Source organism: Polynucleobacter sp. 86C-FISCH (assembly GCF_018882415.1).
In the GTDB taxonomy this organism is placed as follows: Bacteria; Pseudomonadota; Gammaproteobacteria; order Burkholderiales; family Burkholderiaceae; genus Polynucleobacter.
In genome coordinates, this window is the sequence record NZ_JACVOL010000001.1 from 72,385 (window position 1) to 83,897 (window position 11,513).

The following is an 11,513-nucleotide window of genomic DNA, read 5'->3' on the forward strand; positions in this document are numbered from 1 at the left end:
CTAAGGGAAGTTGCATCTATCCCCAGGAAAAAATCTCGACCTATTTATTGTGCAGCATCCTTAACTAAGCGGAAACCCAAATGTGACATTGGGCTATAAGGGTCTGCCCCGCGTCGTGCGCTGGGGCGATAGGACTGGCAGTAATCCTCATTACATAGGAATGATCCGCCCCGTATGACCCTTTTAGGCGCATTTACTGGGGCACTTGAATCATCCGGGTCATAAGAGTCGCTAGGTCCTCGTGGATTATCGATGACTTTATTTCCATGCGCTTTGGCTTGCATCGCAAAATAATCAGCGCGATACCAATCAGAAACCCACTGCCACGCATTACCTGTCATATCAAATAAGCCATATCCATTCTGCGGATAAGTTCCAGCTGCACTTGTGCCAACTGCTCCGCCTGCTTTGGGGCTAACTACGGGAAAGGTCTGCTTCTTCACGTCCCAAATATTTGCAGGTATTTGCCCTGCTTGCTCCAGTTGATCTCCCCACACATAGGTTGCTTGGTTTAAGCCTCCACGCGCAGCAAACTCCCACTCCGCCTCGGTAGGCAATCTTTTGCCAGCCCACTTGGCATAAGCCAAGGCATCTTCATAACTTACTTGCACTACCGGATGATTGCCCTTACCTTCAATATTGCTGCGAGGACCCGTGGGATGGCGCCAGCTTGCTCCAGGAACATAAGCCCACCATTGCGAATAATCATTGAGGTTTACTTTTGATTGTGTGCCAACAAAAACCATTGCACCTGGAACAAAAACAGATGCTGGTGGCTTAGGAGTGCCGGGGGGCAGTTGCACTTTGATGGTCTCCCAATCAGGAACTTGCTCTGCTGTAGTTTTATAAGCGGTTGCTTTTACAAACTGGGCGAACTGATCGTTTGTAACGTGCGTGGTATCCATCCAAAATCCGGATACCTTTACTTTATGTGCCGGCCTCTCATTGGCTTGAGCTTTCTTATGATCGCTCCCCATAAGAAATTCACCGCCAGGTATCCATGCCATTCCCTTTGGACCATTAACACCATCACCCAAACGAATTACAAAATCTTCTGTCTGAGGCTTTGACGAAAAATGACCCCAAAGCAGATATGCGCCAATTACTACTGAAAGCAATATCAACACATAGAGAAATAGACGTTGAAGCTTCTTCATTAAATTATTTTCCTAGCGGGAGGCTAATCGTTGCAATGGCCGCATACCCCTCTACTCGGTTTTGCGCCCAATATTCTTTATAGGCTCGCAAATTAATATAGGCCTGATTGCCGTTCATCTTAAATAGATAACCAATCTGAGGACCAACAGCAGCAACGCGCGACTTAAACGCACCAACGTTATCACCACTGCCAGAGTCTGCGGTCAGTTGGTAGTAAACGTAACCAGCAATACCTACTTGCCAACTTTGCGAAACAAATTGAGAAACCGACCAATCCAAGTGGGAGTCAATTCCATTCTTATAGTTGGCTTGACTATTTTGCCAGTTATAGGTAGCGCCAACGATGCCAGAAACTTCAAAGCCAGTCGTATTGTTTAAATAGGTGTAACCACCACCAGCATCCATAGCTGCATGTCCGATACCAATGCTAGATAAGCTTGTTGGACTGTACGTTCCAACCGGTATATCGCCCGTTATGTACGTTTTGTAATTATTATTTCCAGAGTTCCAGGTTAGGCTGGCAAGAGGATATATATCCGTGCCGCCATTACTGGTGTTGGCACGATTAAATTGCACGCTTGGATTGGTAACACTCACTGATGCTGTTGTCGTATTTGTGCCGGGCCCCCATCCAATTCCAATATAGGGTTGTGCACCAAGGATTTTTTCTTCAGCAACATATCCTAACTGCATTAATACAAATGACTCGCGCGCACTCAAACCAGCATTAAGACTTTGGCCGCGCTGAAATGTTTTTGATTTGTCAGCACTACCACTGTAGGAATAAGGCATTGCGACTAATGACCATCCAGTCGCCATAGGGACTGCTGCCATGCTGGCGTATTGACCTGAGAGCCAAAATGGAACGCCGCCCTCATCGGCATAAGTGCCTGAAGAAAACAGAGAAATAGTTAAAAGAAAAAAAGACCCAGCAATCTGATGCCGGGCTCTGCTAAAAATTTTCATTCAATTTTTACTAACTTCTTAGCTCATTGGGAGCCAGAAAGTCATCTCCCCAGAGGCTGAGAAAAATTAGTCACATTAGAAGGCGGTGGATTGGGGAACTTTTTAACGGATGCTAAATATTCCTGAATCACTTGGAAGATTGGCTCAGCTGTCCAACCATAGTTGGTCATCTGCAAATCTTCATGAGGATCCATTTCAATGTTGTAAAACTTTGGGTAATACATAGGAGCAGCATTGGCATAAATACCGCCAACCATCTGCTGACCAGTGCCCGTGCGAGCCATATCCTTAAAATAATATCTCCACTGCTTCCAACGACCAGCAACTAAGTCAGGACCAATAAACGTTAATAAAGATTCGCGATTACCCTTCGTACTTTCGCCCTTGAGAACGGGTAACTGATTTACTCCGTCTATAGCTCGATCAGTTGGAAGTTTCACACCCAGAATGGATGCAAAAGTTGGCATAAAGTCCATCGTTGAAAACATTGCGTACGAGGTGCTTCCTGGGGCAATGTGTCCAGGCCAACGAATAATACAGAAGGTTCGCACCGCCCCCTCAGTGGGCTCCCCCAGATCTCCTCTAAATGGTCCATTGGATCCCATATCGGGAGCACCTAGACCCAAGCGATCCCAATTCATAAAATACTGACCAGTACCACCATTATCGGAAGCAAACACGAGAATCGTGTTGTCTTCAATATTCATTTCCTTTAGCGCATCCATCACTTGCCCAACGTGATAGTCGCCTTCCATCATTTTGTCGCCATATTGTCCGATTCGTGACTTACCAGCAAACTGTTTTGATGGAAGATTCGGTGAATGACCCATTGAAAATGGCAGATACAGGAAGAAAGGTTTACCTGCTGCATTCTGTTGCTTCATAAATGCAATCGACTTATCGGTAATCTCATTGTCAATCTCTGCACGCACCGCCATGGTGTAGGGCTTCACGCGCTCTAGCGGACCATTACCCTTTTGTTGATTAATCCAAGGTCCTTTGTCATAAAGAACTTTTTCAGGGACATTTCCAAACGAGTGTGTTTGCATTGCCATTTGCACATAGGCAGCAGAATCCCAAGAGGTATCCGGAGGAATCCCGTAATACTGATCAAAACCATGAGCACCAGGCAAACTTTGGGGCGCTCCACCTAAATGCCATTTGCCAAAAATGGCAGTTGAATACCCTGCGTCTTTAAACAACTGCCCCATGGTATAGGCTTTAGCTGACAAGGTATTTGGCGTTCCTGGCTCAGCAACCAGCGATAAACCATTGCGGATTGAATATTGCCCGGTCATCAACGCAGCACGTGATGGCGTGCAAGCAGGCTCAACTAAATATTGTGTCAGTCGTAATCCACTTTTAGCTAATTCATCAGCACGCGGTGTAGGCGCACCTCGTAACTCACCGCCACCATAAGAACCTAAGTCGCCATAACCAACGTTATCAGCCAGAATGAAAACCACATTGGGTTTTTTGTTTGTGGAAGCGGGAGCTGACTGAGCAAATACTGGAGTTGCCAGAAATGAAGCTGCCAACATTCCGATAAATATCTTTTTTAAGAACATCGCAGTCTCCGGATTTTTTCTGTAATTTTTTGCTGGTTGAGTTCAGCACTTTGGGGTATGAATACCCTTGCGAAATGATACTTTAATTAATAATAACTACTTGCTCTTGAGGCAATAAAAAACCACCCGAAGGTGGTTTAGGTATTACTTGGCGGAAGGGGCGGGATTCGAACCCGCGGTAGGCTATTAACCTACGCACGCTTTCCAGGCGTGTGACTTAAACCGCTCATCCACCCTTCCGGAACCGATGATTATACGATTGCCGAAAGGGTTTCCTCTAAAAGCTTGTTTAGGGGCTTACAGAGACTCTTTGAGCTGGTCCAAGATGTGTGGATTTTCAAGGGTTGAGGTGTCTTGAGTAACCTCTTCACCTTTAGCAATCACACGCAAGAGACGGCGCATGATCTTGCCAGAACGGGTCTTAGGCAAGTTATCGCCGAAACGAACGTCCTTAGGCTTAGCAATCGGGCCAATCTCTTTACCAACCCAGTTACGCAATTCCGTAGCCAGCTTCTTAGCTTCTTCGCCTGTTGGGCGACCGCCTTTGAGAACTACGAATACGCAAATCGCCTCACCAGTCAATTCATCAGGGCGACCTACTACCGCAGCTTCAGCAACCAATGGGTTAGCAACTAAGCATGACTCAATTTCCATGGTTCCCATGCGGTGACCAGAAACGTTCAACACGTCATCAATACGACCAGTAATGGTGAAGTAGCCAGTATCTTTGTTACGGATTGCGCCGTCACCTGCCAGATACAAAGTGCCACCCAACTCTTCTGGGAAATAAGACTTCACGAAACGATCAGGATCATTCCAAATCGTACGAATCATAGAAGGCCATGGACGCTTCACAACCAAGATACCGCCTTGACCATTAGGAACATCAACACCAGCTTCATCAACAATCGCTGCCTGAATACCTGGCAATGGCAATGTGCATGAACCTGGAATCATTGGTGTTGCACCTGGCAATGGAGAAATCATGTGACCGCCAGTTTCTGTTTGCCAGAAAGTATCAGCGATTGGGCACTTGGAGTTACCAACATTCTCGTAGTACCACATCCAAGCTTCTGGATTGATTGGCTCACCTACTGAACCCAATAGACGCAGTGATGACAAATCGTAGCTCTTTGGATGCACAGCTTGATCATTGCTTGATGCTTTGATCAATGAACGAATTGCGGTTGGCGCTGTGTAGAAAATAGTTGCCTTGTGTTTTTGGATCATGTCCCAGAAACGGCCAGCATTTGGATATGTAGGAACGCCTTCAAACACAATCTCAGTGGCGCCAACTGCGAGTGGGCCGTAAGTAATGTAAGAGTGACCTGTTACCCAACCAATGTCAGCAGTACACCAGAACACATCGTTTGGCTTAATGTCAAAGGTCCACTTCATTGTGAGAATTGCCCACAAGAGGTAGCCACCAGTGGAGTGCTGTACACCCTTTGGCTTACCGGTTGAACCAGATGTATACAGAATGAACAATGGATGCTCAGCGCTTACCCACTCTGGCTCACAAGTAGTTGCTTCATTAGCAACAATCTCTTGCATCCATACATCGCGACCTGCTTGCATAGCAACATCAGTGCCAGTGCGCTTGCTCACGATGACATGCTTAACCTTAGGGCACTCGCCTGTTGAGAGAGCTTCGTCACAAATAGCTTTCAATGGCAATGCTTTACCGCCGCGGAACTGGCCATCAGCAGTAATCACTGCTACTGCACCAACGTCCATAATGCGATCGCGCAATGCTTGGGCAGAGAAGCCACCAAACACTACAGAGTGAATTGCACCAATACGAGCACATGCTTGCATTGCGACAATACCTTCAATGGTCATTGCCATATAAATAATGACGCTGTCGCCAGACTTCACACCCATCTTGCGCAGTGCGTTTGCCATTTTGCAAACACGATCAAGCATCTCTTTGTAAGTTACTTTAGTAACAGTGCCGTCATCAGCTTCAAAAATAATGGCTGTCTTGTCACCAAGACCAGCTTCAACTTGACGATCTAAACAGTTGTATGACGCATTGGTTGTGCCATCTTCAAACCATTTGTAGAAAGGCGCTTTGGACTCATCCAAAACTTTAGTAAATGGTTTTTTCCAATAGATGTTCTCTTTAGCAAGACGACCCCAGAAACCGTCGTAATCAGAATTTGCTTCATCACAAAGCTTCTTATAGGCTTCCATGCCTGGAATAGCCGCGCCCTTTACAAAGTCTGCAGGTGGGTTAAATACGCGGTTTTCTTGTTTTAATGGTTCCATGCTTCACAGCCCTCTATCAAATAATCAATAATCTAAAATCAACTACAAATGGGAAAAAATGTCGCAAAATGACAGGTTTACACCTTCAAGACCTTAGAAGATAAGTGAAAACACGGGGGATTTGCTCTATGGCAAACCCTTAAAATAGGGCAAACCTTACTAATAATGTGGAAATAAGCATAAAACCATGACAAATATCAAACAAAACGACCTTATTCAGAGCGTTGCAGACGCATTCCAGTTCATCTCCTACTACCATCCCAAGGACTTCATTACCGCCTTGGGTAAGGCTTATGAGCTAGAACAGGGTCATGGGGCTAAAGATGCGATTGCTCAAATTTTGACTAATAGCCGGATGTGTGCCGAAGGTCACCGCCCAATGTGTCAAGACACAGGCATTGCCGTGGTTTTCCTCAAAATTGGTATGAATGTGCAGTGGCCAGATGCCACGATGAGCATTACTGATATGGTGAACGAAGGTGTACGTCGCGCTTATCTCAACCCAGACAATATGTTGCGTGCCTCAGTTCTGACGGACCCAGCAGGCAAGCGTAAAAATACTGGCGATAACACTCCTGCGGTAATCCATTACGAAATCGTACCAGGCGATGATGTTGAAGTAATTTGCGCTGCTAAAGGTGGTGGCTCAGAAAACAAAGCCAAGATGGTGATGCTCAACCCGTCTGACTCAATCGTGGATTGGGTTCTGAAAACTGTTCCTACTATGGGCGCTGGCTGGTGCCCTCCTGGTATCTTGGGTCTTGGTATTGGCGGCACACCAGAAAAGGCCATGCTCATGGCTAAAGAGTCATTGATGGAGCCAATTGATATTCAGGATCTGATTGCTCGTGGCGCTAAAACGCGTGCAGAAGAGTTGCGCTTAGAACTTTATGACAAAGTAAACAAGCTTGGCATTGGCGCCCAAGGCCTCGGCGGCTTAGCTACTGTTCTCGATATTAAGATCATGGAATACCCAACTCATGCCGCTTCATTACCAGTGGCAATGATTCCAAACTGCGCAGCAACTCGTCACGTGCATTTCCATTTGCATGGTGATGGTCCAGCTAAGTTAGAAAAACCTTCCCTATCGGATTGGCCAGACGTGACTTGGACTCCAGATATTCAAAAATCCAAGCGCGTTAATATGGACACCCTTACCGCCGAAGAAGTGGCGAGCTGGAAGCCAGGCGAGACTTTATTGCTCAACGGCAAAATTTTGACTGGACGCGATGCTGCTCATAAGCGCATTCAAGATATGCTCGCCAAAGGTGAAGAGTTGCCGGTGAGCTTTAAGAATCGCGCAATCTACTATGTCGGACCGGTTGATCCAGTGCGCGATGAGGCAGTTGGTCCAGCAGGCCCTACTACCGCTACTCGCATGGACAAGTTCACGGAGATGATGCTTGCTAAGACAGGCTTAATCACCATGATTGGTAAAGCAGAACGTGGTCCTGTAGCAATTGAGGCGATTAAGAAACATAAGTCGGCTTACCTCATGGCAGTTGGCGGCGCCGCTTACTTGGTTTCTAAAGCGATTCAGACATCCAAAGTGGTTGGCTTTGCTGACTTGGGCATGGAAGCAATCTATGAGTTTGATGTCAAGGACATGCCGGTTACGGTTGCCGTGAACTCAGAGGGCATCTCTATGCACGAGACTGGACCTAAAGAGTGGCAAGCCAAGATTGCTGGTATTCCAGTCAAGATAGCTTAATTACTAAATTAGTAATTTATATATAGACACCGGCAATTCATTGGCACTCATCGGAGTATTTGATTCTGGCGTTGGAGGCTTATCCATCTTGGATGAGGCTCTGCGCCAGCTTCCACAGCATGATTACATTTATCTTGCTGACTCTGCAAATGCGCCATATGGTGAAAAATCCAGCGATTGGATTGCGCAACGCAGTCTCGTACTATGCCGCCATTTAGCGGATAAAGGTTGCGATGCTATTGTGATTGCTTGCAACACTGCAACCGCTGAAGCCATTAAACAAATTCGAGAACAGTTGTCTATTCCTATTATTGGCGTTGAGCCCGGCATTAAGCCAGCGGCGATGCAATCACAGAATCATATTGTGGGAGTGTTGGCGACAGAGGCAACCCTTAAGAGCGATAAATTCAATGCCTTATTGGCAACCTTGCCAAGCGACTGTCAGTTCATTAAGCAAGCAGGTGCTGGTTTAGTGCCATTAATTGAATCTGGCAAAGCCGATGGTCAGGAAACTTTAGAGTTGCTGGCCAAACATCTAGAACCTATTCAGGATGCTGGTGCTGACACCATCGTACTGGGTTGCACCCACTACCCTTTCCTCAGAAAAGCCATCCGTAAGTTACTGGGTGAATCCATCACATTGATTGATACCAGTGATGCTGTTGTAAGACAGCTTAAGAGACAGCTAGATGTTCTGAAATCCAGTGGCGCCACCCCTGAATTTGGGTCAGTACTTTTGCTTAGTAGCAAAAATGAAAATCTGCTTTTATCAATGGCGCAAGACTTAATGTCTGCAGACCTTGCATCACATTCAGTAGAGGCGCAGATCTTAGGTGAAGTTCGATGAGCGATTTACTAAAAAAATTAGATGCCCATCTACCGTTTAATAAATCTGAACGCATCATCATTGGCGTTGTATTGCTCCTGCACGCCTTGCCTGCGTTAGAGTTTTTACACCTCAGCAAGCGCCCTCCTCCAATGGACGACACACGGGTCATGGCAAACCTCGTCAGCCCAGAAGCGAGTAAGAGCCCTCAGCCGCCTGCCGCAACACCTCCAAAGCCTAAAACAGAGAAAAAGGTGGCAAAGGAAAAGCCTCAAGAAAAGCCGACTGAGAAACCGAGTCCTACGCAGGCGCAACAGCCTCCACAACAACAAAACCAATCTCAAAGCAAATCAGAGGCTCAACCACAGAATGCAGCGGTAGCCCCTGCCACCAGTGGGGGTGCTAGCGGAACTCCGATTCAAACGGACATAGGTAAACTAGTGGTGGTTTATCAGCCTGATGCCGATGCTTACTACCCCTCTTTTTCGAAACGCTCCGGCGAGCAAGGTGCAGTAGTGGTGCGATTAATTATTGATGAAACCGGTAGCGTGGAAGATGTAGCATTACTGCAATCAAGCACATTCCCCAGATTGGATCGTGCCGCTACAGAAATCGGCAAACGCTATCGCTTTAAACCTTTTTTAGTAAATGGCTCAGCCCAAAGAATTTCAACCAATCTCTTAATTAAATTTAACCTCAAGAACTAATCAATATGAATACACCATTTGGCATAGCAAATCTCTGGCTTGAAGGCGATGCAATTACGAGATTCGTGGCAATCGCCCTACTCATCTGCTCGATTGTGACTTGGGTAATCTTACTCACTCGACTTTGGGATCTGCGCAATCTACGCAAACTGAAGCCTGAGCTTGAGCAATTCTGGCGTGCCACCTCATTTGATGAAGGTCTAAAAGCATTTAGCAACCATTCGTCCAATCCCTACTATCAAATTGCGAAGTTGGCGACCAAGGCATCAGCCCACCATCAAAACCAATCCTCCAATCACCGTGAATTACTACAAACACTAAATTACTCCGAATGGATGGCTAGAAGCGTTAAGAACAGCATTGATACGATTGCTGCTGGACTACAAAAAGGTTTGACCTTCTTGGGCTCTACTGGCGCGATTGCTCCGTTTATTGGGCTCTTCGGAACAGTTTGGGGCATCTACCATGCATTGATCGCCATCAGCAGCTCTGGTAGCGCGCAAATTGATCAAGTTGCAGGCCCTATTGGTGAGGCACTCATCATGACTGCATTTGGTTTGGCTGTAGCTATCCCTGCTGTTCTGGCATTTAATGCTATTAATCGTGCTAACAAATTATTTGTGGCGGATTTAAATCGTTTTGGCAATGACCTATTAGCCTACTTTGTTACTGGTGCACGCGTTAACTCTGGGGAATAGTCATGTCTTTTCATATTCAAGACGACCAAAACGACGACAGCATCATGTCGGAAATCAACATGACGCCGATGGTGGACGTCATGTTGGTGCTGTTGATTATTTTCATCATCACGCTACCCGTGATTCAGCAAGCTGTAAAAGTAGAGTTACCTAAAGCCAATAGCGTACGCAATGAAGTGAAGCCTGAATCAGTTCAGCTTTCGATTGATGCCAATGGTCAAATCTTCTGGAATAGCACGGCAATTGATCTCAAGACTTTTGATGGCTATGCCGAGAAAGCCGCTCAAAAAGATCCACAACCAGAAATTAACCTACGGGCCGACAAGTCGGTGAAGTATGAATATGTCGCTCAAGTACTAGCAGCATCGCGCCGCGCTGGATTAACGAAGCTAGGGTTTGTGACCGAGCCTAATTAGCTGATAAAGCATTTATTGATATTTACCAATAAATAAGCCACCTTTTGGTGGCTTATTTATTTACAACCCCACCATTAGCCTACTGATCCTTAACCAATCTAAAGCCTAAGTGCGACATTGGACTAAAAGGATCCGCACCTCTTCTGGCGCTGGGTCTATAAGACTGACAATAGTCTTCATTGCATAAGAATGAGCCGCCTCGAATAACTCTTTTTGGAGCATATGGCGGAACACCACGATCGGCGGGATCAAACGATTGATCTGGGCCCTGCGGGTTCACGATTAATCGGTTGTCATTTTGCTTAGCTTGTTGGGCAAAATAATCAAAGCCATACCAATCGGAAACCCATTGCCATGCATTTCCTGTCATATCAAATAAACCGTAACCATTCTGCGGGAAGGTACCAACTGCGCTAGTACCAATTGCGCCACCTGCCTTTGGACTTACTACAGGAAAAGATTGTTTTCTGACATCCCAAATATTGGCAGGCAACTTACCCTCTTGCTCCAATTGATCTCCCCAGGCATAAGTTGCCTGATTAAGACCTCCGCGCGCAGCGAACTCCCATTCGGCCTCAGTGGGCAATCTTTTGCCCGCCCATTTTGCATAGGATTTGGCATCTTCGTAGCTAACTTGCACAACTGGGTGATTACCTTTACCTTCAATATTGCTTTTAAGGCCTGTTGGATGACGCCAGTCAGCGCCCGGTACGTATGCCCACCATTGCGAATAATCATCAAGGCGTACCTTATCTTTTGTGCCGACAAATACCATTGCACCAGGGACAAAAGCAGAAGCTGGTGGTCTGGGCACACCCGGTGGAAGTTGAACTTTAATCGTATCCCAATCAGGAATTTGTTCTGCAGTAGTTCTGTAGTTGGTTTCTTTGACGAACTGAGCAAATTGATCATTCGTAACATGTGTTGCATCCATCCAAAAGCCATTGACCTTTACGTGATGTACTGGTCGTTCATTGGCCTGGGCTTTTTTATGTTCACTACCCATTAAAAACTCACCACCTGGAATCCACACCATACCTACTGGCGCATTTTTTCCATCGCTTTGAATGATTACCTGAGGTTGAGATGCTGAACCACTCCCAACACGCTGATGACTGAGGAAGTAAGCAAGGGTGCTTGCTGCCAATAAACTGCCGGCAGCAATGACCCAATAACGTCTCTGAATCTTCAC

At 46.3% G+C, this 11,513-nt stretch carries 10 protein-coding genes and 1 tRNA gene; 5 read left to right on the top strand and 6 right to left on the bottom strand.

Annotation, left to right across the window (positions count from 1 at the left end; genetic code table 11):
- Positions 1 to 44: 44 nt before the first annotated feature.
- The 5 genes from ICN10_RS00290 to acs all read right to left on the bottom strand — a co-directional run bounded on the left by ICN10_RS00290 (position 45) and on the right by acs (position 5,963).
- On the bottom strand, positions 45 to 1,157 hold the full coding sequence (locus tag ICN10_RS00290; protein ID WP_216211132.1) for a formylglycine-generating enzyme family protein: 1,113 nt from the start codon (positions 1,155 to 1,157) through the stop codon (positions 45 to 47).
- 4 nt (positions 1,158 to 1,161) lie between these two features.
- Positions 1,162 to 2,124, bottom strand: coding sequence for a transporter (locus ICN10_RS00295; protein WP_216211135.1), 963 nt, complete (start codon positions 2,122 to 2,124; stop codon positions 1,162 to 1,164).
- A 41-nt stretch (positions 2,125 to 2,165) separates the two neighbouring features.
- Positions 2,166 to 3,692: an arylsulfatase gene (locus ICN10_RS00300; RefSeq protein ID WP_216211140.1), complete on the bottom strand. Its 1,527-nt coding sequence runs from the start codon at positions 3,690 to 3,692 to the stop codon at positions 2,166 to 2,168.
- A gap of 149 nt (positions 3,693 to 3,841) precedes the next feature.
- Positions 3,842 to 3,932, bottom strand: a tRNA-Ser gene (locus tag ICN10_RS00305).
- 57 nt (positions 3,933 to 3,989) lie between these two features.
- The gene (gene acs / locus ICN10_RS00310) at positions 3,990 to 5,963 is read right to left on the bottom strand and encodes an acetate--CoA ligase (RefSeq protein WP_216211144.1); all 1,974 of its coding nucleotides are present in this window, start codon (positions 5,961 to 5,963) and stop codon (positions 3,990 to 3,992) included.
- A 187-nt stretch (positions 5,964 to 6,150) separates the two neighbouring features.
- On the opposite strand from acs, the gene ICN10_RS00315 reads away from it, so the two are divergent.
- The 5 genes from ICN10_RS00315 to ICN10_RS00335 are packed head-to-tail and all read left to right on the top strand — an operon-like array spanning position 6,151 to position 10,321.
- Positions 6,151 to 7,674: a fumarate hydratase gene (locus ICN10_RS00315; protein WP_216211146.1), complete on the top strand. Its 1,524-nt coding sequence runs from the start codon at positions 6,151 to 6,153 to the stop codon at positions 7,672 to 7,674.
- A gap of 40 nt (positions 7,675 to 7,714) precedes the next feature.
- The gene (gene murI, locus ICN10_RS00320) at positions 7,715 to 8,521 is read left to right on the top strand and encodes a glutamate racemase (protein WP_216211149.1); all 807 of its coding nucleotides are present in this window, start codon (positions 7,715 to 7,717) and stop codon (positions 8,519 to 8,521) included.
- A complete protein-coding gene (locus tag ICN10_RS00325) occupies positions 8,518 to 9,207 on the top strand; it encodes an energy transducer TonB (protein ID WP_216211152.1) in 690 nt (229 codons plus the stop codon). Before murI ends, ICN10_RS00325 begins: the two co-directional genes overlap by 4 nt.
- 5 nt (positions 9,208 to 9,212) lie before the next feature.
- Positions 9,213 to 9,905 carry a MotA/TolQ/ExbB proton channel family protein gene (locus tag ICN10_RS00330; protein ID WP_216211154.1) on the top strand — a complete coding sequence of 231 codons (693 nt, stop codon included), beginning with the start codon at positions 9,213 to 9,215 and terminating at the stop codon, positions 9,903 to 9,905.
- 2 nt (positions 9,906 to 9,907) lie between these two features.
- On the top strand, positions 9,908 to 10,321 hold the full coding sequence (locus ICN10_RS00335) for a biopolymer transporter ExbD (protein ID WP_068323207.1): 414 nt from the start codon (positions 9,908 to 9,910) through the stop codon (positions 10,319 to 10,321).
- 79 nt (positions 10,322 to 10,400) lie between these two features.
- Here ICN10_RS00335 and ICN10_RS00340 read toward each other — a convergent pair whose 3' ends face one another.
- Entirely contained in the window at positions 10,401 to 11,513 is a 1,113-nt protein-coding gene (locus tag ICN10_RS00340) for a formylglycine-generating enzyme family protein (RefSeq protein ID WP_370626182.1), read from the bottom strand.

Excerpts from the sequence above, each read along its gene's own strand:
- ICN10_RS00325 (WP_216211152.1), top strand. The coding sequence starts at position 8,518 with ATGAGCGATTTACTAAAAAAATTAGATGCCCATCTACCGTTTAATAAA.
- ICN10_RS00300 (WP_216211140.1), bottom strand. The coding sequence starts at position 3,692 with ATGTTCTTAAAAAAGATATTTATCGGAATGTTGGCAGCTTCATTTCTG.
- ICN10_RS00290 (WP_216211132.1), bottom strand. The coding sequence starts at position 1,157 with ATGAAGAAGCTTCAACGTCTATTTCTCTATGTGTTGATATTGCTTTCA.
- acs (WP_216211144.1), bottom strand. The coding sequence starts at position 5,963 with ATGGAACCATTAAAACAAGAAAACCGCGTATTTAACCCACCTGCAGAC.
- ICN10_RS00315 (WP_216211146.1), top strand. The coding sequence starts at position 6,151 with ATGACAAATATCAAACAAAACGACCTTATTCAGAGCGTTGCAGACGCA.
- ICN10_RS00335 (WP_068323207.1), top strand. The coding sequence starts at position 9,908 with ATGTCTTTTCATATTCAAGACGACCAAAACGACGACAGCATCATGTCG.
- ICN10_RS00295 (WP_216211135.1), bottom strand. The coding sequence starts at position 2,124 with ATGAAAATTTTTAGCAGAGCCCGGCATCAGATTGCTGGGTCTTTTTTT.
- ICN10_RS00330 (WP_216211154.1), top strand. The coding sequence starts at position 9,213 with ATGAATACACCATTTGGCATAGCAAATCTCTGGCTTGAAGGCGATGCA.